Raw genomic sequence first — 21,239 nt, 5'->3', positions numbered from 1 at the left:
CAGGGGGGACCCTGTGGGAGAGTAGGACGCCGCCGAACTCCTTTTGTTGAAAAGCCCCGTGCCCTTGTGGCACGGGGCTTTTCTGCGTTCACCGGGCCTTGCCGTCACCCCTGTGCAGGCGGCAGGAGTGGCTGAGGGTAGGGTCAGGGGGCATCATTGGCACGTTCTTCACACAGGAGGCCCCCGGGTGGAGGTCCAGGAGACTCGGGTTCAGACGGACCGAGTCCTCACCATCCCCAACATCCTCAGCATGGCTCGCCTTGTCGGGGTCCCGCTCTTCCTGTGGCTGATTCTTCGCCCTGTGTTCGGCGGCCCCCAGAGCGATGGCTGGGCCCTGCTCGTGTTGATGTTCAGCGGCATCAGCGATTACCTCGACGGTAAGCTCGCCCGCCGATGGAACCAGATCAGCAGCCTCGGCCGGCTCCTGGATCCCGCTGCGGACCGCCTCTACATCCTTTCGACTCTCGTCGGCCTGACCTGGCGCGAGATCCTGCCGCTCTGGCTCACCGCGGCACTTCTTGCCCGTGAGCTGATGCTCCTCGTGATGGTGGGAATCCTGCGGCGTCACGGCTATCCGCCACCCCAGGTGAACTTCCTGGGCAAGGCGGCCACCTTCAACCTGATGTACGCGTTCCCCTTGTTGCTGCTCAGCGACGGAAGTGGTTGGCTTGCATCGCTGGCCGCTGTTTTCGGATGGGCGTTCGCAGGTTGGGGTACAACGCTCTATTGGTGGGCAGGGATCCTCTACGTCGTTCAGGTCCGCCGGCTGGTCAAGGCGGATGCAGTAGCCGATTGAGCTCGTTGACGCGGTGCCGCGCAGAGTGGCCGGCCCGCCGCTGATGACCCGGATCATGCCCCGACGGGCGAAGTCGGCCAGACCGTCGTCTCTTCAAGGAGGACGTTTCCGACATGAAGGCCGTCGTGATGGCTGGCGGCGAAGGCACACGCCTTCGCCCCATGACCTCAAGCATGCCCAAGCCGCTTCTGCCCGTAGCCAATCGGCCGATCATGGAGCACGTGCTTCGGCTGCTCAAGCGGCACGGGCTGAATGAGACCGTCGTAACGGTCCAGTTTCTCGCCTCGCTGGTCAAGAATTACTTCGGGGACGGCGAAGAGCTCGGGATGGAGCTCAGCTACGCCAACGAGGAGAAACCGCTCGGCACCGCGGGGAGCGTCAAGAACGCCGAGGAAGCGCTGAAGGACGACACCTTCCTCGTCATTTCCGGTGATGCCCTCACCGACTTCGACCTCACCGATCTCATCGCCTTCCACAAGGAAAAGGGCGGCCTGGTCACGGTGTGCCTGACCCGTGTGCCGAACCCGCTGGAATTCGGCATCACGATCGTGGACGAGGGCGGCCAGGTCGAACGCTTCCTGGAGAAGCCCACCTGGGGGCAGGTCTTCTCGGACACCGTGAACACCGGTATCTACGTCATGGAACCCGAGGTGTTCGACTACGTCGAAGCCGATGTCTCGGTGGACTGGTCCGGTGACGTCTTCCCGCAGCTCATGAAGGAAGGCAAGCCCATCTACGGCTACATCGCCGAGGGCTACTGGGAGGACGTCGGCACCCACGAGAGCTATGTGAAGGCGCAGGCCGACGTCCTCGAACGCAAGGTCGACGTCGACATCGACGGCTTCGAGATCTCGCCGGGCGTATGGGTCGCGGAAGGCGCGGAAGTACACCCGGACGCGGTGCTGCGCGGTCCCCTCTACATCGGGGACTACGCGAAGGTCGAAGCCGGTGCGGAGATCCGCGAGCACACGGTCATCGGGTCGAACGTGGTCGTCAAGAGCGGCGCGTTCCTGCACAAGGCAGTGATCCACGACAACGTCTACATCGGCCAGCACAGCAATCTGCGCGGCTGCGTGATCGGCAAGAACACCGACGTCATGCGGGCGACCCGCATCGAGGACGGCGCCGTCATCGGGGACGAATGCCTGATCGGCGAGGAGTCGATCATCCAGGGCAACGTACGCGTCTACCCGTTCAAGACGATCGAGGCCGGTGCCTTCGTCAACACCTCGGTGATCTGGGAATCGCGCGGCCAGGCTCATCTCTTCGGAGCCCGCGGGGTGTCCGGGATCCTGAACGTCGAGATCACCCCGGAGCTGGCGGTCCGGCTCGCCGGGGCCTACGCCACGACGCTGAAGAAGGGCTCGACGGTCACCACCGCACGCGACCACTCCCGTGGTGCCCGTGCCCTCAAGAGAGCCGTGATCTCGGCCCTCCAGGCCAGCGCGATCGATGTCCGGGACCTGGAGAACGTGCCGCTGCCCGTCGCGCGCCAGCAGACCGCACGCGGCAGCGCCGGCGGGATCATGATCCGGACGTCCCCCGGCGTGCCCGACTCCGTCGACATCATGTTCATCGACGAACGGGGAGCGGACCTGTCGCAGGCGCGGCAACGGAAGCTGGACCGCGTCTACGCACGGCAGGAGTACCGGCGCGCCTTCCCGGGCGAGATCGGGGACCTGCACTTCCCGTCCAGCGTCTTCGACTCGTACACCGGATCGCTGCTGCGGAACGTGGACACCGCGGGGATCGCCGACGCGGGGCTCAAGGTGGTCGTCGACGCCTCCAACGGGAGCGCCGGGCTCGTACTGCCCAGCCTGCTGGGGCGGCTCGGTGTCGACGCGCTGACCATCAACCCCGGCCTCGACGAATCACGCCCCACCGAGACCGCCGAGACCCGGCGCTCCGGACTGGTGCGGCTGGGCGAGATCGTCTCCTCGGCGCGGGCCTCGTTCGGCGTACGGTTCGACCCGGTCGGCGAGCGGCTCTCCCTGGTCGACGAGCGGGGCCGCATCGTCGAGGACGACCGGGCGCTCCTCGTGCTGCTCGACCTCGTGGCGGCCGAACGGCGCAGTGGGCGGGTGGCCTTGCCGGTCACCACGACACGCGTCGCCGAACAGGTCGCGGCGTACCACGGCACACAGGTCGAATGGACGACGACGTCGCCGGACGACCTGACGCGTGTGGGACGTGAGGAAGGCACCATCTTCGGTGGAGACGGGCGCGGAGGCTTCATCGTTCCCGAATTCAGCAGTGTCTTCGACGGAACCGCCGCGTTCGTGCGGCTCCTCGGGCTGGTGGCCAGGACACAGCTCACCCTCAGCCAGATCGACGCCCGCATCCCCCGCGCCCATGTCCTGCGTCGGGACCTCGCCACCCCGTGGGCCGTCAAGGGCCTCGTCATGCGCCGGGTCGTGGAGGCCGCCGGAGACCGCGACGTCGACACGACCGACGGCGTACGCGTGGTCGAGGCCGACGGGCGGTGGGTGATGGTGCTGCCGGACCGGGCCGAGGCCGTCACCCATCTGTGGGCCGAGGGACCGGACGACGCCTCCGCACAGGCACTGCTGGACGAATGGGCGGCGGTCGTGGACAGCGCCGGTCAGTAGCGGTGACTCCGGTGTGCCCGGCGGCGGCCGACGACGCCGGCGGGCACACCGGTGGGGCCATTCGGCGGTAGCGGCGGCGACGTGCGACGATGTGCGGCATGTCGCAGCAGCCCCCCGATCGGAGTACCGCCTCGCCACCCGCGCGTCCCGACGCGTCCATGTCGCTGCTGACCAATGTGATGGACCACAGCCTGGACGACGGATACGCCGAGGCGTCGGCGCGTCGCAAGGCCGACGGCAGCGCGGGCCTGCCCCGTACGCTCAAGTCGAAGCTCGGCCTCGCCGCCTGTCTGGTGCTCGCCGCCCTGGTCGTCACGCTCGGGGCCGCCGAGGCCCGCGTCTCCGCGCCGGTCCTCGCCAAGGAGCGCCAGGAGCTGATCGATCGCATCGACGACGAGACGACGGCCGCCGACACCCTTGAGTCGCAGGTCGACAAGCTCCGGGACGACGTGGGCAGGCGCCAGCGCAAGGCGCTGGAGAAGCACGGCGGCGACCAGGGGGAACCGGTGGCGCTGCTCGCCGGGGCGACCCCGGTGGAGGGGCCCGGCGTGAAACTCGTCGTCGACGACGCCAAGAACACCGACCAGGGCGGTGGCGGTCCCAGGGAGACCAGCGGATTCGCCGATACCGGCCGGGTCCGTGACCGGGACCTCCAGAGGGTCGTCAACGGGCTGTGGCAGTCCGGTGCCGAAGCGATCGCGATCAACGGGCAGCGTCTGACCGCCCTGTCGGCGATCCGCGCGGCGGGCGACGCCATACTGGTCGACAACAGACCGCTCGTCCCGCCCTACACGGTGCTCGCGGTGGGGAACGGGAAACGACTCGGCACCGCGTTCCAGGACAGTGCCGACGGTCGCTACCTCCAGGCGCTCAAGGACACCTTCGACATCCGGACGAGCATGTCCGCGCAGCAGAAGGTCAGCCTCCCGGTCGCGCCGAGCCTGATCGTACGTACAGCAGAGCCTTACAAGGCCGCAGACACCGGCAGTGGTGCGGCAGACACAGGGAAGGGCACATCGTGATCGCCGTACTGGGCCTCGTCGTGGGAGTCGTGGTCGGGCTGTTGGTCCGGCCCGAGGTGCCGGCCGTGGTCGAGCCGTATCTCCCGATCGCCGTCGTGGCCGCCCTCGACGCCGTCTTCGGTGGCCTGCGGGCCATGCTCGACGGGATCTTCGTCGACAAGGTGTTCGTCGTCTCGTTCCTCTCGAACGTCGTGGTGGCCGCCCTGATCGTCTTCCTGGGCGACAAGCTGGGTGTCGGAGCGCAGCTGTCCACCGGTGTGGTGGTCGTGCTCGGGATCCGGATCTTCTCCAACGCCGCGGCCATCCGCCGGCACGTCTTCCGGGCCTGACGCCGATGAGCAACGAAGAACTTCCCGGCGAGCCGGAGCGCGCCGACGAGCCCATCCCCGGCTCCGCCAAGGAACTCACCGGTCGTCAGCGGCTTGTCGCCGGACTGTGGCCGCCGAGGGTGACACGGGCTCAACTCGTCGTCGCGCTCCTGCTGTTCGTTCTCGGTCTCGGGCTCGCCATCCAGGTGCGGTCCACCAGCGACAACAGCGCGCTGCGGGGCGCCCGGCAGGAGGACCTGGTCCGGATCCTCGACGAGCTGGACGACCGCACCCAGCGCCTGGAGGACGAGAAGCAGCGGCTGGCCGCTCAGCGCACGGAGCTGGAGAACAGCTCCGACCAGGCCGAGGAGGCGCGCAAGCAGACGCTGGAGAAGGAGCGGCAGCTCGGAATCCTCGCGGGTACCGTGGCGGCGCACGGGCCCGGCATCACCCTCACCGTCAACGACCCCGGGAGCGGAGTCAAGGCGGACATGCTGCTCGACGCGCTCCAGGAGCTGCGGGCGGCGGGCGCCGAGGCGATCGAGGTCAACGGGGTGCGTGTGGTGGCCAATACGTACTTCTCCGGCGACGGCGGCAACGTCAAGGTCGATGACCATAAGATCACTGCGCCGTACGTCTTCGAGGTGATCGGCAAGCCCCAGGATCTGGAGCCGGCGCTGAACATCCCGGGCGGCGTGGTGCAGACACTGGAGAAGGAGCAGGCCACCGTGCAGGTCACACGGGCCGACGACATCGTCGTGGACGCCTTGCGACCGGCGAAGCAGCCTGACTACGCTCGGTCGTCGTCCCCGTGATGCCGCGGCACGCGAGGAGCAAAGGATATGGGCGCGAGGTTGCGGGGGGTCGCCGCATCGTATTGGTGGTGCGTGGTGGAAACTGTCGAGTGCGTACGGACGTTGTGAGGATGTCCGGGTCGGCAGGTGTGTTCATTCAGGGTTCGTCCTGCCCCACGGGCGGGTCTATTTCGGTCAAGGGGAATCGCCCGTGAAGTTGTTTGGGAAGTTGTTCGGCAAGAGCGCTCGAGACGAGGCAGCCCGCCATCGCGCACCGCGCCATGGCCAGGCGGATGAGCAGGGCACGGATCGCCCGCTCTTCCGTGATCAGGTGCCGGGTACGGGCAGTGACAATTCGGGAGCATCCGGCGCGTCGTCTGTTGACCCTGCCGGTCCCGCCCGCATAGGTTTCGGGGAATCGCCGACCTCGGGTACGGGGGGAGAGTTCGCCCCCAGGCAGGAGGGTTCGTCCATGCCGGTCTGTACGAGGTGCGGGCACCGCAACAGCGAGGCCGGCCGTTTCTGCTCCAACTGCGGTGCGCCGCTGAGGGGCGGGGTCCCCGAGCGTGCCTCGGAGACGACCTCGACGATCTCCATCTCCGGTCTTGAGGCGTACGAGGCGGAGGCCACCGGGCAGACGGCCCTTCCGTCCCTCTCGCCCGAGGCACAGGCCGCCGTCGACGCCCTTCCGCTCGGCTCGGCCCTCCTGGTGGTGCGTCGCGGTCCGAACTCCGGCAGCCGCTTCCTGCTGGACGGTGAGCTGACCACGGCCGGCCGACACCCGCAGAGCGACATCTTCCTCGACGACGTGACGGTGTCGCGGCGGCACGTGGAGTTCCGCAGGAACGCGGACGGCAGCTTCACGGTCGGGGACGTCGGCAGCCTGAACGGCACCTACGTCAACCGTGAGCGCATCGACTCCGTCGCCCTCTCCAACGGCGACGAAGTGCAGATCGGCAAGTACCGGCTGGTCTTCTACGCGAGCCAGCGCGGTATCTGACCCGCCCCCCGACTCCGTCGGGGGACCCCAGGAAGGTCCATGCTGAGAACACCGACGGGCGGTGCCGTGACCGGCACCGCCACCGCCGACGACCGTCCGATGAGCATCGGCACGGTGCTTCTGCGGCTGCGTGACGAGTTCCCCGAGGTCACGATCTCCAAGATCCGGTTCCTGGAGGCCGAGGGACTCGTCGAGCCGCAGCGGACCCCTTCCGGCTACCGGAAGTTCCGGGGCGCGGACGTGGAGCGGCTGGCTCAGGTGCTGCGCATGCAGCGGGACCACTACCTCCCGCTCAAGGTCATCCGTGAGCACCTGGACGCCCTCGCCCGGGGCGAGCAGTCCGCTCTGCCGTCCGGGGGCGGTCCGGCCGACGGTGCCTGGGACGCGGTGGCCGTTCGCGCCACCGCGTCCCGGATCGGGCGTGCCGAGCTGCTGGCGGCCGCCGAGGTCACCGAGAGCGACCTCGACGAGTGGGAGTCGTACGGCCTGGTCACTCCGACCGCCGAAGGCGGCTACGACTCCGAGATGGTCACCGTCGCCAAGCTTGTGGCGGATCTGGGCAGGTTCGGTCTGGAACCGCGTCACCTGCGTGCCGTGCGTGCGGGCGCGGATCGTGAGGTCGCGCTGATCGAGCAGGTGGTCGCACCCTTGCGCCGGCACCGGAATCCGCAGACCAGAGCCCATGCGGAGGCCACCGCGAAAGAGCTGGCGGAGCTGTCCGTGAGGCTCCATTCGGCCCTGGTGCAGAGCGCTCTGCACATCCGTCTCCACTGATCGCGCCGGTGCCCGACTACCCAAACCTGCCGGGCACGTCCTAGGGTTGCTGTGTGAACGAGCTCGACGTTGTGGGTGTCCGGGTGGAAATGCCCTCCAACCAACCGATCGTGCTCCTGCGTGAAGTGGGAGGCGACCGGTACCTCCCCATTTGGATCGGTCCTGGTGAGGCGACCGCGATCGCCTTCGCCCAGCAGGGCATGGCTCCGGCCAGGCCGCTGACCCATGATCTCTTCAAGGATGTGCTCGAGGCCGTCGGCCAGGAGCTCACCGAGGTCCGCATCACGGACCTCCGCGAAGGGGTCTTCTACGCGGAGCTGGTCTTCGCCAGCGGAGTCGAGGTGAGCGCGCGGCCGTCCGACGCCATAGCGCTCGCCCTGCGCACCGGCACGCCGATCTACGGCAGTGACGGGGTGCTCGACGACGCGGGCATCGCTATTCCGGACGAGCAGGAGGACGAGGTGGAGAAGTTCCGCGAGTTCCTCGATCAGATCTCTCCGGAGGATTTCGGTACCAACAGTCAGTGACCGTTCTTCGGGGCCGCCGTCAGCGCATCCGGCAAGCCTTTCCCGTTCGTGAGACACGGGAAACCACCCTCAGGGTGATTATCACTCGGCGTGCCGAGTGTGGCGATCGTTGACGCACCCCGAGTGACTGCCTACCTTCGAGAGGGCAGGTCAAGGACGGAGGTCGGCGTGAGAAGCAGCGGCGACGGTACGGCAGCGGGTGGGCCGTATCCGCAGCAGGGGAGTACAGCCGACCACACCATCATGCAACCGGTTCAACCGGCGGCGGTGGCGGGGGGCGCAGTGGCATCGGCCAACGACATCGGCTACCGCGGGCCGACGGCCTGCGCGGCTGCCGGGATCACCTACCGGCAGCTCGACTACTGGGCGCGCACGGGGCTGGTGGAACCGAGCGTGCGACCGGCGTACGGCTCCGGCACACAGCGGCTCTACAGCTTCCGGGACGTCGTCCTGCTGAAGATCGTGAAGCGCTTCCTGGACACGGGCGTGGCGCTCCAGAACATCCGCACCACCGTCCAGCACCTGCGGGCCCGCGGGTTCCAGGACCTTGAGCGGATGACGCTGATGAGCGACGGCGCGACGGTCTACGAGTGCTCTTCGCCCGACGAGGTCGTCAGCCTCCTCCAGGGCGGCCAGGGCGTCTTCGGGATCGCGGTCGGCGTGGTCTGGCAGGACGTCGACGCCGCACTCTCCCAGTTGCACGGCGAGCGGGTGGACACCGGCGAGACCCTCATCGGGAACAACCCCACCGATGAGCTCGCGCGGCGCCGCAACCGCGCCGGCTGACCCGCCGAGCGCGCCGGACACGCCTCGGGGCGCGGCGGTTGTCAGTGCCGTAGGGCAGCATCGACAGATGTGAGAGCCGCGCCCACCATCCTGCATCTGGACATGGATGCCTTCTACGCCTCTGCCGAGCAGGCGGCGAAGCCGAGCCTGCGCGGCAAGCCGGTCGTGGTCGGCGGGCTGGGGCCGCGCGGGGTCGTCGCCACCGCCTCGTACGAGGCACGCCGCTTCGGGGTGCACTCGGCGATGCCGATGGCGCAGGCGCGGCGCCTGGCGCCCAACGCGGCCTACCTGGTGCCCCGCTTCCAGCTCTACCGGGCGGTGAGCGATCAGGTGATGGAACTGCTCGCGAGGCTCTCCCCGCTGGTGGAGCCGCTCAGCCTGGACGAGGCCTTCGTGGACCTGGAGGCCGGCGGGACGGCCGACAGTGCGGCCTCGTCCCGGGAGATCGGTGAGCAGCTGCGTACGGCCATCCGGGCGGTCACCGGGCTCACCGGATCGGTCGGGCTCGCCGGTTCCAAGATGCTGGCCAAGATCGCTTCGGAGGAGGCGAAGCCCAACGGCCTGCTGCTCATAGAGCCGGGCACGGAGAGGGCCCTGCTGGCGCCCATGCCGGTACGGATCCTCCCCGGCGTCGGGCCCGCGACGGCGGACCATCTGCGCCGGGCCGGGATGACCACGGTCGACGACCTCGTCGAGGCGGGTGAGGACGAGCTCGTGCGGCTGCTGGGGAAGGCGCACGGCCAGTCCCTCCACCGCATGGCGTCCGGGTACGACGACCGGCCGGTGGTCGCGGAGCGGGACGCGAAGTCGGTGTCGGTCGAGGACACCTTCGACGCCGATCTGCACGACCGGGTCCGGATCAGGACGGAGGTCGAACGGCTGGCCGACCGGTGCGTGCAGCGGCTGCGGGGCGCGGGGCGCTCCGGGCGCACGGTGGTGCTGAAGGTCCGCCGATACGACTTCTCGACGCTCACGAGGTCCGAGACGCTCCGTGGGCCCACGGACGACCCCACGGTGGTCCGTGAGGCCGCCGCACGGCTCCTGGAGGCCGTGGACACCACCGGAGGCGTCCGGCTCCTGGGAGTGGGCGTCACGGGCCTCGCCGACTACACGCAGGAGGACCTCTTCGCCCAGGCCGCCGGTGAGCGGGCCTCGGCAGCGGAGACGGCCGAGGAGGCTCCCGCGGCGGGGGCCGAGGAGTCCCGGCCGCCGGACGATCCCGAGGTACCGGCTCCGGAGACCGCCGAGACGCTCGCCGCGCGCCGCTGGCCCGCCGGACACGACGTACGGCATGACGTGCACGGCCACGGCTGGGTGCAGGGGAGCGGGGTGGGCCGGGTGACGGTGCGGTTCGAGGAGCCCGGGTCACCACCCGGGCGGGTCCGTACGTTCCGGATCGACGACCCGGAGCTCCGGCCGGCCGATCCGCTGCCCCTGGTGCGGGACCCGGCGGACTACTCGTCCTGGCCGGCCAGTCTGCCGAAGTCCCTGTCCGGGCCGGGCTCCTCGGGCGGGGAGTCCAGACCGTAGTGCCGGTAGAGCTGGAGTTCCTGTTCCGGCGAGAGGTGACGGCCGACCCCGAAGTCGGGCGCGTCCTTGATCAGCGCGCGGTCGAAGGGGACGCGGAGCGTGTCCTCCACGAATTCACTGGGTTCCAGCGGGACGAACGCGTCCCGGCTGAAGAGTCCGGTGCGTACGGCTGCCCACTCGGGCACACCGGTCGCGTCGTCGAGATACACCTCGTCCACGGTCCCGATCTTGGTGCCCTTGCGGTCGAACGCCTTGCGGCCGATCAGGCTGCGCGGATCGATGTCGGTCTGCACGGACCCTCCCACTGGTCGCGGCTACTCCACAAGCACTACAGAAAGGCAGATCCGAGTGGTTGGCCACTCGAGAAATCAGCCATGAACCCCGCTGGTAGGCTGGTGATGGCTGCTGACCCCGTGCGGGAGAGTCCTCCGGAGCTGATCCGAAGGCGCCGAAGGAGCAAATCCTCCCCGGAATCTCTCAGGCCCCCGTACCGCACGGACGAGGTCACTCTGGAAAGCAGGGCGGGTTTCGTGCGGCCGAGTGCCGGTGCGGATCCCTCCCTCACCGACGGTGAAAGCCGGTACGCCGCGGGGCGCGCCGGTGAAGCTCTCAGGTTGAGATGACAGAGGGGGAGGCCGTTCGGGCACCCGCGCCGTGGTGCCCCTCGCAGGTCGTGACAGACCAGGAGGCCTCCACCATGACCCCCCGTCGCACTCCGCTCTCCCAGCTGGAGCAGGGCATTCCGTTCGAGCAGCGCCATATCGGTCCCGATGCCGAGGCTCAGTCGAAGATGCTCGCCCAGGTCGGTTACGGCTCGCTGGACGAGCTGACCGCGGCCGCGGTGCCCGATGTCATCAAGAGCACGGAGGCCCTCGGGCTGCCCGCCGCGCGCACCGAGGCCGAGGTGCTCGCCGAACTGCGCGCCCTCGCGGACCGCAACCAGGTGCTGGCCCCGATGATCGGGCTCGGCTACTACGGCACCTTCACCCCGCCGGTGATCCTGCGCAACGTCATGGAGAACCCCGCCTGGTACACGGCCTACACGCCGTACCAGCCGGAGATCTCGCAGGGCCGCCTGGAGGCGCTGCTCAACTTCCAGACGATGGTCGCCGAGCTGACCGGGCTGCCCACCTCCGGCGCCTCCCTGCTCGACGAGGGCACCGCGGCCGCCGAGGCCATGGCGCTCTCCCGGCGCGTCGGCAAGGTGAAGAACGGCGTCTTCCTGGTCGACGCCGACGCCCTGCCGCAGACGGTCGCGGTCATCGAGACCCGCGCCGAGCCAACCGGTGTCGAGGTCGTCGTCGCCGATCTCTCCGACGGCATCCCGGCGGAGATCGCCGAGCGCGGTGTCTTCGGCGTCCTGGTGCAGTACCCGGCCGCGTCCGGGGCGGTGCGGGACATCCGTCCCGTCGTCGAGCAGGCCCACGGACTGGGCGCGATCGTCACGGTCGCCGCCGATCTGCTGGCCCTGACCCTGCTCACCTCGCCCGGCGACCTGGGCGCGGACATCGCGGTCGGCACCACACAGCGCTTCGGCGTGCCGATGGGCTTCGGCGGGCCGCACGCCGGCTTCATGGCCGTGCGCGAGAAGTTCGCCCGCAGCCTCCCCGGCCGCCTCGTCGGTGTCTCCGTCGACGCGGACGGCAACAAGGCCTACCGGCTGGCCCTGCAGACCCGCGAGCAGCACATCCGCCGCGAGAAGGCCACCAGCAACATCTGCACCGCCCAGGTGCTGCTCGCCGTCATGGCCGGAATGTACGCCGTCTACCACGGCCCGGACGGACTGCGGACGATCGCCCGGCGCACCCACCGCTACGCGACGATCCTGGCCGAGGGGCTGCGCGCCTCCGGCGTCGACGTCGTGACCGGCGCGTACTTCGACACCCTGACCGTGCGTGTCCCGGGGAAGGCCGCCGACGTCGTCGCGGACGCCCGTGAGCGCGGGGTCAACCTGCGGCTGGTCGACGCCGACCTGGTCTCCCTCGCCTGCGACGAGACCACCACGCGTACCCAGATCGCCGCTGTCTGGGCCGCCTTCGGCGCCGACGGGGACATCGAGGAGCTGGACGCCACCGCGGGCGACGCGCTGCCCGAGGGGCTGCTGCGCACCGACGAGATCCTCACCCACCCGGTCTTCCACCAGCACCGCTCCGAGACCGCGATGCTGCGCTACCTGCGCAAGCTCGCCGACCGGGACTACGCGCTGGACCGCGGCATGATCCCGCTCGGCTCCTGCACCATGAAGCTGAACGCGACCACCGAGATGGAGTCGATCACCTGGCCCGAGTTCGGCGCGCTGCACCCCTTCGCTCCCGCCGAGCAGGCGCAGGGATTCCTCACTCTCATCCGTGAGCTGGAGGAGCGCCTCGCCGAGGTCACCGGGTACGACGCGGTCTCCATTCAGCCGAACGCGGGTTCGCAGGGTGAGTTCGCGGGCCTGCTGGCCGTGCGGGCCTACCACCGGGCCAATGGTGACGACCAGCGCACCGTCTGCCTCATCCCGTCGTCCGCGCACGGCACCAACGCGGCCAGCGCCGTGATGGCCGGGATGAAGGTCGTCGTGGTCAAGACCGCCGACGACGGCGAGGTCGACATAACGGACCTCCGCGCCAAGATCGAGAAGCACCGCGACGAACTCGCCGTCCTCATGATCACGTACCCGTCGACGCACGGCGTGTTCGAGGAGCACGTGGCCGACATCTGCGCCGAGGTGCACGACGCGGGCGGTCAGGTGTACGTCGACGGGGCGAACCTCAACGCGCTGGTGGGTCTCGCCCGGCCGGGCCGGTTCGGCGGCGACGTCTCGCACCTGAACCTGCACAAGACCTTCTGCATCCCGCACGGCGGCGGCGGCCCCGGCGTCGGACCGGTCGGTGTGCGCGCGCACCTCGCCCCGTACCTGCCCAACCACCCGCTCCAGCCCGCGGCGGGCCCGGAGACCGGCGTCGGACCGATCTCGGCCGCTCCGTGGGGCTCGGCCGGCATCCTCCCCATCTCCTGGGCGTACGTGCGCCTGATGGGCGGTGAGGGCCTGAAGCGTGCGACGCAGGTCGCCGTGCTCGCGGCCAACTACATCGCCAAGCGCCTGGAGCCGCACTACCCGATCCTGTACAACGGCCCGGCCGGTCTGGTCGCGCACGAGTGCATCGTGGATCTGCGGCCGATCTCCAAGGCCACCGGCGTCAGTGTCGACGACATCGCCAAGCGTCTGATCGACTACGGCTTCCACTCGCCGACGATGTCGTTCCCGGTCGCCGGGACGCTGATGATCGAGCCGACCGAGAGCGAGAACCTCGCGGAGCTCGACCGGTTCTGCGACACGATGATCGCCATTCGCGGCGAGGTCGAGAAGGTGGCCTCCGGCGAGTGGAGCGCGGACGACAACCCGCTGCACAACGCTCCGCACACCGCGGCGATGCTGGGCGGGGAGTGGAAGCACGAGTACGACCGCGAGGTGGCGGTCTTCCCGGCCGGTGTCTCGGCCGCCGACAAGTACTGGCCGCCGGTGCGCCGGATCGACGGTGCCTTCGGCGACCGCAACCTCGTCTGCTCCTGCCCGCCGCTGGACGAGTACGACGACTGAGTCCTGCGCGCCACCGTGTGACGCGGACCTGTGGCGGGGCCGGTTCGGAGAGCTCTCCGGGCCGGCCCCCGTCCGTACCGGCCGCGGTCAGGCGGCCTTCGCCACCCGGTCGGCCGCCAGCGGCCGGTGCGGGGCGATGATCTGGCCGTCCGGAAGCAGCTCACCGGTGTCCTCGAAGAGCAGGACCCCGTTGCACAGCAGACTCCAGCCCTGCTCCGGATGGTGCGCCGTCAGGCGGGCGGCTTCCCGGTCGGCTGAGTCGGCGGTCGGACATGGTGGCTGGTGCTGGCACATGGCTGGGTTCTTTCGCTGCGTCGTAGTGAATGCCCTGCGGCTGGACGAGGTGTTCATGGCCGCCCCCCGTATCGATCGGTCCGGTCCCAGTGTTGCCCCACGGGCGTCATTCCGCAGGGATTTCGCAGCAGCACTTCTCCTTACCCGCAGGACGCATCACCCGCGCGGACGGTTCACCGCAATTGCACTGTCCCTTCGGGTGGTTCGGGGTGGCCGGTACGGGCTAGTCCGGACGGGCGGACCGTGCGCCCCCCCAGCACTGTGCCCCGCGACCGGGGACGGTGGCGGGGCACGGCGTGCCGGTGCGGAGGCCGGTTCTCAGGCCGGGGATCCGAGCAGGGGGCCGGGGCCGGGGGCGATGCGCAGCGTCATCACGCGGAGCAGATCGGCGACCCGGTGCGGGCGGTGCGCGGCGATGCCCGGCGGGGCGGGAGCCAGCGGGACGAGCAGATCGGCGGGGGCGAGCGCCCCGCCGGAGGCGTCGGCCCCGGTGTCGCCGTGCAGCCACAGCGCCAACATGTAGAGCTCCGGGATGGAGAGCAGCCGCGGCTGGTGGTCCGGGGTCACCGTTTCGGCCTGGCGCAAGGCCAGTTCGGTCGAGGCGATGTAGGGGCCCTCGAAGAAGTGCGAGAAGGCCCAGCCGTCCGGAGTGAGCATGGTGTCCGCCGCGGCGACGGCCTGCTCCGAGCTGCGGATCACGAACCGCCAGCCGGCGAGCCGGGTGGCGGGAGCGAGCCCGTTCGGACCGATCCGCTCCAGTACGTGGACGGGGAGCGGGAGTTCGGGGCTCAGCGGTCCCTGTGCGGACCGGAGTGCGGGTGTGCGGGCTTCGCGGACCGCGGTGGGTGAACCGAGTGCCGCGAGAACGCTGCGCAGAGCGGGCGCGGGAGCCGGGTGTACATGCAGCGGCATGGTGGGTCGCCTCTCACTTCGGAGACACGGTGGTGCGTGGGCGGGTGCAGACGGCGCTGTCGGCATGCGGGGCCAGAGGAGGCCGGTGACTGGGCCGGTGCGTCAACTCTCTGCCTCGTCCGCGGAGTTTATACGACACGTGTTCACACGGTGATTCCACTAGCCGTCGCAGGCATTGCCGACAAGGCGGTATCAAGACTTTATTATGCGGAGAATCTACTGATTCCGTGTCATCGGCGCAGCCGCCGCCTGGGATTTTTCCTGCGGCGCGGACGGCCGAAAGACGTCGGCGTTTTCATCCGCGCCGGGCGGGCAAACGTGCCGTGCGCCATGCCCTTGGAATGTGCCTCGGGCCGACGCCCTCAGATTACTGTGTCAGCGGCGTTCTCGTGGGCGTTATGGATCACCCGCCCTGGGCATTATCGATCGTGACGCGAGCGGCCTGGGCCGCGGGCCGCCACTTGAGGGAGGGACGCTCCGATGGGGGAGAAGGTCGTGGCGGGCGCCTTTGACCTGGCCGATCGGCATGGGTACCGGAAGAAGCTCCACCAGTGCCTGGAGGGGCTGGAGAGGCTTCTTGCGGAGCGGAGGTTCGACCGGCCCCGCAACCTCATGGGTGTGGAGATCGAGCTGAATCTCGCGGGCGCCGACGGCATGCCGAAGATGCTGAATGGGGAGGTTCTCCCGCGCATCGCGAGCAGCGATTTCCAGATGGAACTCGGGATGTTCAATTTGGAAGTGAACATAGTCCCGCACCGTCTGGACGGGCGCGTTTTTGATCAGCTGGCCGAGGAGCTGAGGACCGGGCTCGGATATGCCCACCGGAAGGCGGGCGAGGTGGATGCCGGGATCATGATGATCGGTATTCTGCCCACCCTGCGGCACGAGGACCTCGTCCTGGCGAACCTCTCGGACGCGGACCGCTACACACTGCTGAACGATCAAATGGTGGCCGCGCGGGGCGAGGATTTCTCCCTCGATATCCAGGGTGTGGAACGCCTGCTCTCCACCTCGGCCTCGATCACCCCCGAGGCCGCCTGCACCTCGGTCCAGCTCCATCTGCAGGTGACACCGGAGCGATTCGCGGCCGTGTGGAACGCGGCCCAGGCCATCGCCGGTGTCCAGATCGCGCTCGGCGCCAACTCGCCCTTCCTGTTCGGCAAGGAGCTCTGGCGGGAATCGAGGCCGCCGCTCTTCCAGCAGGCCACCGACACCCGGCCGCCCGAACTCCAGAACCAGGGCGTGCGGCCCAGGACCTGGTTCGGTGAGCGGTGGATCGATTCCGCGTACGAGCTCTTCGAGGAGAACCTGCGCTACTTCCCGCCGCTGCTCCCGATCGGCGACGAGGAGGAACCCCTGCGGGTCCTCGACGAGGGCGGGGTGCCCCGGCTGCAGGAGCTGGTGCTCCACAACGGCACGGTCTACCGCTGGAACCGGCCGGTGTACGGGCTGGTCGACGGCGTACCCCATCTGCGGGTGGAGAACCGGGTCCTGCCGGCCGGGCCCACCGTGACCGATGTGATCGCCAACGCGGCGCTGTACTACGGCCTGGTGCGCTCGCTCGCCGACGAGTCCCGTCCGGTGTGGACCAGACTGCCGTTCGCCGCCGCGGAGGAGAACTTCGACACCGCGTGCCGTCTGGGCATCGACGCGGAGCTGCTCTGGCCGCGCCCCGGCCGCGCGGGCGGACTGGCCCGGGTGCCGGCCGTCGAGCTCGTACGCGACGAGCTGCTGCCGCTGGCCGCCGCGGGGCTCGCTGCCTGGAACATCGCACCCGCGGACCGCGACCGCTATCTCGGAGTGATCGAGGGGCGCTGCAAGCGACGGGTGAACGGAGCGTCCTGGCAGGTCGACACCTATCACCGGGCCCGGGAGACCGGGCTCGACCGGCACGCGGCGCTGGCCGCGACCACCCGGCGGTACACCGAGCTGATGCACGGCGGGGAGCCCGTGCACACCTGGCCGACCAGCGTTCCCGGGCGGTGACGCCGGTACGGCGGGCGCCGGGCCCGCCCCGGTCCGGCTCCGGAGCGGTTTCGCCGTCCCGCGGCTCGCGCCTCCGCGGCCGTCCGGCCGCGAATTCGGCTACTCCTCGGAGGTGCGACCGTTCTGGCCCGCCGTCATGATGGCCTGGAGGATCACCGTCTGGATCTCGGCCGGGTCGATGACCTGGTAGCCACCGCCACCGGTCACCTTCGCTATCTCGTTCACCTCCTCGCGGTCGGCCTCGGGACCGACCGCGATGGCGAGGAGGGGAACCGGCCGCTCGGGGTCGGCGATCCGCTTGAGTTCCGCGATCAGGGCACTGCGGGAGATCGAGCGGTTGTCCTGGTTCGATCCGTCGGTGAGGATGACGACCGCGTTGAACTTGCCCTTCACATAGGTCGCCTGGGCGTCCTTGTACGCGGCCAGCATGGTGTCGTACAGACCGGTCGCGCCGTCCGGCACGGGCTTCAGCGCCGCGAAGGCCGCGGTGAGCTTCTCGCGGTGCGTGCCGCCGCCCTTGGCCGGGTCGCCGAGCCGGCTGGTCGGCATCAGCCTGCGGTAGTCCTTCTCGCCGTCGAGCGTGGTGGCGAACTCCCAGAGACCGATCTCGTCGTTGGGGGTGAACTGGTCGAGGGCCTGGATCAGGGACGCCTTCGTGACGTCCATCCGGGACTGGTTGCGCCCGGGGACCAGCGTGGCCATGGATCCCGACGCGTCGACGACCGTGGTCAGCCGGGCGCTCTGCACCGTGATCGTCCACATGCCGAGGGTCTGCTGAAGCGCCTCGGCGGTCGGCGCGTCGGCGGCAGCGGTGGCGTACGGCTGGGGCTTCCTGCCGCCCGCCGCCGCGACCACCGACTCCCCGGCCGTGCCGTCGACGTCCCTGAAACCGTGCTTCTCCAGCGTGGCCTGCGCGCCGGGCTCGTTCAGCAGCGTCATGAACCGCATCGCGGCCCGGCCCTCGGCCGTGCTCATCCTCGTCTCGTCGACCAGCGTGTACGGATAGTTGAGGAGCGGGGTGCCGTCCTCGGGGTAGAAGAGGTCGACCTTTCCGCCGCCGGTCGACTCCGCGTTGTGGGCGAACGCGGCCTGCTCGGAGAGGAGCACCGCCTGATTGCGTCGGGGATTGCCCTGTTCGGCGCCCGAACCGCTCTGCGCCAGCGTGCCCAGCACCTGGGTGTCCCCGTCCGACATGCGCTGCGCCAGCAGTTTGGCGGTCGCCGCGACCCTGGTGTCGCTGTCCTTGCCCTGCTTCTCGGAGGACGCGCCGATGCCGGCGAGCGCCAGCAGCCCGGTGGCGCTGCGCGCCGGGTCGGCCGAGCCCAGGCGGACCTTGTCCGACTCCATGGCCGCAGCCGTCAACTCCGCCCAGGTGTACTTCTTCTCGGGCCAGCCCAGGCTCTTGGCCGCGGACGGCACCATGGCCAGGGTCACGGGGGAGGAGGCGATGGAGTCGCCCGGTGTGATGGGAACGCCGTCGCCGGAGCCCTTGGCCCGGTCGAGCCAGAGGTCGGAGTCGGGCAGCCAGACCTGGAAGTCCGGGGCGTGGCCGTTGCCGGAGAGGGCGTCGGCGACCTTGTAGGAGTCGCGGGCCACCACCGTCACGTACAGGCAGCGGCCGTCGGACCGTACCTCGTCCTCGCGCGCCTGGTCGGCCACGGCGCGAACGGCGGGGGCGATGTCCGGCGAGGCCATCAGGGACAGCCGGACGGCCGAGTCCTCGCAGCTCTTCGAGAACGACAGCAGCCCGCCCTGCGCCGCGACGGCCGTTCCCGCAGCGACCGCGAGTACGAGCATGGTCGCGATCACCACGGTGCGCCGACGGCGCGGCGGTGACCCGTCCCCGCTTCCGTCGCCGGCGTACTCGTCGGGCAAGCTGTGACGTCCCATGTCGGTGGTGCCCCTCCTTGAGGATGAACAAGGAAAAGGGGGACCACACCCCTGGCAAAGGTGGTTGTCCCCCGGCCTGTCGCGCATGATCTTCGTACCTGCATTCGAGACCCTAGCCGGAGGGGGAGCAGGATGGGGCGTGAATGCACAACTCAAGGCAGGTGTACAGGTGGAGGCGGGGCTTGTGGCTGATTCTTTCCCCCAGGAGGCCGTACCGCGACGAATTCTGCGGTCCGAAACGATCCTCGTGCTGGCTCTCTCGCTGGGGGCCAGCGGGGTGTCTGCCCTGATCAGTTTTGTCGGATCACTGACGAAACCAGGGGGTTTGAAGGATCAGGCCGCGACACTCAACAGTTCGTACGCGCCGGGGCGTCCATGGCTGGATCTCGCCTGGCAACTCTTCGGTATCGCGACGGCTCTGGTGCCCGTCGCCCTGGTCGCGCATCTGCTGATCAGGGAGGGCGCCGGCCTGCGGGCCATCGGGTTCGACCGCACCAGACCATGGCCGGACCTCGGGCGCGGCACCCTCGTCGCGGCGGGCATCGGCAGCGCCGGCCTCGCCTTCTATCTGGTGGCGCGGGCCGCCGGATTCAATCTGACGGTGGTGCCGGAGTCGCTGCCCGACGTCTGGTGGAAGTTCCCGGTCCTGATCCTGTCCGCGCTCCAGAACTCCGTCGTGGAGGAGGTGATCGTCGTCGGGTATCTGCTGCGCAGGCTCGGGCAGTTGGGGTGGACGCCGATGGCCGCGCTGGTCGCCAGTTCGGTGCTGCGCGGTTCGTACCACCTGTACCAGGGGATCGGCGGCTTCGTCGGCAACATGGTGATGGGCGTCGTCTTCGTGCTGCTGTACCGGCGCTGGGGCCGGGTGGGGCCGCTGGTGGCGGCGCACGCCCTGCTGGACATCGGGGCCTTCGTCGGATACGCGCTGCTGGCGGGGAAGGTGGGCTGGTTGCCCACACCGTGAGGAACGGGGGCGGGCGGGGAGCCCGCGGGGCGGTGTGCGGGTCCCCGCCGCGCGGGCTCAGAGCGCCGTGAGCAGTTCGCCGTCGATGACGGTCACCGCCTCGCCGGTCAGCAGGGTGCGATCGCCCCGCAGCGCGGTCCGGACCAGGCCCGAACGGGCGGAGGCCTGGAGTCCGGTCAGTTCGTCGCGGCCGAACCGGGCCGACCAGAAGGGTGCGAGCGCGGTGTGGGCGCTGCCGGTCACCGGGTCCTCGTCGATCCCGACACGTGGGAAGAAGCCGCGGGAGACGAAGTCGTAGCCCCGGGACGGGTCCTGCGCGGCGGCCGTGGCGACGACGCCCCGCCGGGAGACGGCGGCCAGCGCGGCGGGATCGGGGGTCAGCCCGCGTACGGTCGCCTCGTCGGACAGCTCCACGAGCAGGTCGCCGATGAACGGGCCGGTGTCGTGGACGGACAGCGGGTCCGCGCCCAGGGCGGCGGCCAGCCCGTCCGGGGCGGTCGCCGGTGTCAGCGGGGCCGTCGGGAAGTCGAGGGTGATCGCACCGTCCGGGCGGGTGGTCGTGGTGAGGATCCCGCACCGCGTCGCGAAGCGCACCGTGCCGCTCGCCGTCGCGGTGGTGTGCAGGACGTGCGCGGTGGCCAGGGTGGCATGCCCGCACATGTCGACCTCCGTGGTCGGGGTGAACCAGCGGAGCGCCCAGTCCGCCTCGCCGCCCGGGGGCAGCGGGTGGGCGAAGGCGGTCTCGGACAGGTTCAGCTCCATGGCGATCCGCTGGAGCCGGTCCTCGGCGGCGAAGGTCCCGGAATCCAGCACCAGGACCCCCGCCGGGTTGCCGGTGAAGGGGCGGTCGGTGAACGTGTCGACGATGCGAATCCTCATGTCCGTGACCCTACGCACGGCACGGAGCCGGGGGCCAAGGCCAATTCCGTGTCGCCGGCCCCCGGATCCCGGCGTCGCGCGGGCGGCGGTGTCAGTGGCACCGGATACGGTCCGGGTGACGGACCGAGGGAGGCCTGTACATGGGAATCAAGTGGAGCCTGACCATCGACTGCGCGCGCTCGGCGCGGCTGGCCGCGTTCTGGGCACTCGCGCTGGAGTACGTGCCGAGGCCCGCGCCCGCCGGGTTCGGGAGCTGGGAGGAGTGGTTCGCACACCACGGGGTCCCGGAGGACGAGTGGGACCAGGGCGCGTATCTGTCCGATCCCGCCGGGGAGGGGCCCGGTCTGTCCTTCCAGCAGGTGCCGGAGGCGAAGGCCGTGAAGAACCGCCTGCACCTCGATGTGCAGGCCGGTGGGGGGCGTGACACCCCCTGGGAGGAGCGGTGGCCGCGTGTGGTCGGGGCGGTGGAGCGCCTGACGGCCGCCGGAGCGACGGTGGTCCGTGAGGAGGCGCTGGACGGCAGACCGGACCATGTGGTGATGGCCGATCCCGAGGGGAACGAGTTCTGCGTGCTCTGAAGCGGTG

19 protein-coding genes and 1 riboswitch are annotated in these 21,239 nt (G+C 69.8%); of the genes, 14 read left to right on the top strand and 5 right to left on the bottom strand.

The features are described from left to right. Positions 1–187: 187 nt before the first annotated feature. From ACFVFH_RS35560 to ACFVFH_RS35515, 10 genes are all read left to right on the top strand, one after another. Positions 188–796 carry a CDP-alcohol phosphatidyltransferase family protein gene (locus ACFVFH_RS35560; RefSeq protein ID WP_383777045.1) on the top strand — a complete coding sequence of 203 codons (609 nt, stop codon included), beginning with the start codon at positions 188–190 and terminating at the stop codon, positions 794–796. Between the two features lie 113 nt (positions 797–909). Next, positions 910–3,405 (top strand): sugar phosphate nucleotidyltransferase, encoded by a 2,496-nt coding sequence (locus ACFVFH_RS35555; protein ID WP_383777042.1) that lies wholly within the window; start codon positions 910–912, stop codon positions 3,403–3,405. Between the two features lie 98 nt (positions 3,406–3,503). Continuing rightward, positions 3,504–4,427 (top strand): DUF881 domain-containing protein, encoded by a 924-nt coding sequence (locus tag ACFVFH_RS35550; RefSeq protein ID WP_383777039.1) that lies wholly within the window; start codon positions 3,504–3,506, stop codon positions 4,425–4,427. Continuing rightward, entirely contained in the window at positions 4,424–4,756 is a 333-nt protein-coding gene (locus tag ACFVFH_RS35545; protein WP_003970459.1) for a small basic family protein, read from the top strand. Before ACFVFH_RS35550 ends, ACFVFH_RS35545 begins: the two co-directional genes overlap by 4 nt. A gap of 5 nt (positions 4,757–4,761) precedes the next feature. Further along, positions 4,762–5,550: a DUF881 domain-containing protein gene (locus ACFVFH_RS35540; protein WP_383777037.1), complete on the top strand. Its 789-nt coding sequence runs from the start codon at positions 4,762–4,764 to the stop codon at positions 5,548–5,550. 190 nt (positions 5,551–5,740) lie between these two features. Beyond that, positions 5,741–6,529 (top strand): FHA domain-containing protein, encoded by a 789-nt coding sequence (locus ACFVFH_RS35535; protein ID WP_383777034.1) that lies wholly within the window; start codon positions 5,741–5,743, stop codon positions 6,527–6,529. 39 nt (positions 6,530–6,568) lie between these two features. Next, positions 6,569–7,303: a MerR family transcriptional regulator gene (locus ACFVFH_RS35530; protein WP_383777032.1), complete on the top strand. Its 735-nt coding sequence runs from the start codon at positions 6,569–6,571 to the stop codon at positions 7,301–7,303. Between the two features lie 53 nt (positions 7,304–7,356). Beyond that, positions 7,357–7,830 carry a bifunctional nuclease family protein gene (locus ACFVFH_RS35525; RefSeq protein ID WP_006123076.1) on the top strand — a complete coding sequence of 158 codons (474 nt, stop codon included), beginning with the start codon at positions 7,357–7,359 and terminating at the stop codon, positions 7,828–7,830. A gap of 168 nt (positions 7,831–7,998) precedes the next feature. Continuing rightward, positions 7,999–8,616, top strand: a complete 618-nt coding sequence (locus tag ACFVFH_RS35520; protein ID WP_383777030.1) for a MerR family transcriptional regulator — start codon at positions 7,999–8,001, stop codon at positions 8,614–8,616. A gap of 69 nt (positions 8,617–8,685) precedes the next feature. Continuing rightward, positions 8,686–10,146 carry a DNA polymerase IV gene (locus ACFVFH_RS35515; RefSeq protein ID WP_383777028.1) on the top strand — a complete coding sequence of 487 codons (1,461 nt, stop codon included), beginning with the start codon at positions 8,686–8,688 and terminating at the stop codon, positions 10,144–10,146. On the opposite strand, the gene ACFVFH_RS35510 is transcribed toward ACFVFH_RS35515, so the two are convergent. After that, entirely contained in the window at positions 10,071–10,439 is a 369-nt protein-coding gene (locus ACFVFH_RS35510; RefSeq protein WP_383777026.1) for a PRC-barrel domain-containing protein, read from the bottom strand. The two genes, ACFVFH_RS35515 and ACFVFH_RS35510, sit on opposite strands and share 76 nt — an antisense overlap. Before the next feature lie 113 nt (positions 10,440–10,552). Next, a riboswitch (glycine riboswitch) is annotated at positions 10,553–10,649 on the top strand. Positions 10,650–10,843: 194 nt separating this feature from the next. On the opposite strand from ACFVFH_RS35510, the gene gcvP reads away from it, so the two are divergent. Continuing rightward, positions 10,844–13,729 (top strand): aminomethyl-transferring glycine dehydrogenase, encoded by a 2,886-nt coding sequence (gene gcvP / locus ACFVFH_RS35505; protein WP_383777024.1) that lies wholly within the window; start codon positions 10,844–10,846, stop codon positions 13,727–13,729. A gap of 87 nt (positions 13,730–13,816) precedes the next feature. On the opposite strand, the gene ACFVFH_RS35500 is transcribed toward gcvP, so the two are convergent. Continuing rightward, positions 13,817–14,023 carry a DUF5999 family protein gene (locus ACFVFH_RS35500; protein ID WP_383777022.1) on the bottom strand — a complete coding sequence of 69 codons (207 nt, stop codon included), beginning with the start codon at positions 14,021–14,023 and terminating at the stop codon, positions 13,817–13,819. A gap of 318 nt (positions 14,024–14,341) precedes the next feature. After that, the gene (locus ACFVFH_RS35495; RefSeq protein WP_383777020.1) at positions 14,342–14,935 is read right to left on the bottom strand and encodes a hypothetical protein; all 594 of its coding nucleotides are present in this window, start codon (positions 14,933–14,935) and stop codon (positions 14,342–14,344) included. 480 nt (positions 14,936–15,415) lie between these two features. Here ACFVFH_RS35495 and ACFVFH_RS35490 point away from each other — a divergent pair, with 480 nt between their 5' ends. Continuing rightward, positions 15,416–16,921 (top strand): glutamate-cysteine ligase family protein, encoded by a 1,506-nt coding sequence (locus ACFVFH_RS35490; protein ID WP_383777017.1) that lies wholly within the window; start codon positions 15,416–15,418, stop codon positions 16,919–16,921. Between the two features lie 99 nt (positions 16,922–17,020). Here ACFVFH_RS35490 and ACFVFH_RS35485 read toward each other — a convergent pair whose 3' ends face one another. Beyond that, the gene (locus ACFVFH_RS35485) at positions 17,021–18,811 is read right to left on the bottom strand and encodes a substrate-binding and VWA domain-containing protein (RefSeq protein WP_383777014.1); all 1,791 of its coding nucleotides are present in this window, start codon (positions 18,809–18,811) and stop codon (positions 17,021–17,023) included. A gap of 184 nt (positions 18,812–18,995) precedes the next feature. Between ACFVFH_RS35485 and ACFVFH_RS35480 the strand changes: the two genes are divergently transcribed. Beyond that, positions 18,996–19,775, top strand: a complete 780-nt coding sequence (locus ACFVFH_RS35480; protein ID WP_383777011.1) for a CPBP family intramembrane glutamic endopeptidase — start codon at positions 18,996–18,998, stop codon at positions 19,773–19,775. A gap of 57 nt (positions 19,776–19,832) precedes the next feature. Here ACFVFH_RS35480 and ACFVFH_RS35475 read toward each other — a convergent pair whose 3' ends face one another. Then, positions 19,833–20,654: a PhzF family phenazine biosynthesis protein gene (locus ACFVFH_RS35475; RefSeq protein WP_383777009.1), complete on the bottom strand. Its 822-nt coding sequence runs from the start codon at positions 20,652–20,654 to the stop codon at positions 19,833–19,835. Between the two features lie 140 nt (positions 20,655–20,794). Here ACFVFH_RS35475 and ACFVFH_RS35470 point away from each other — a divergent pair, with 140 nt between their 5' ends. After that, positions 20,795–21,232, top strand: a complete 438-nt coding sequence (locus ACFVFH_RS35470; RefSeq protein ID WP_383777007.1) for a VOC family protein — start codon at positions 20,795–20,797, stop codon at positions 21,230–21,232. Positions 21,233–21,239: the final 7 nt, after the last annotated feature.

The sequence above is a fragment of the Streptomyces sp. NPDC057697 genome (genome assembly GCF_042799335.1).
Lineage (GTDB): Bacteria > Actinomycetota > Actinomycetes > Streptomycetales > Streptomycetaceae > Streptomyces.
This window is presented reverse-complemented; position numbering and strand designations above follow the sequence as displayed.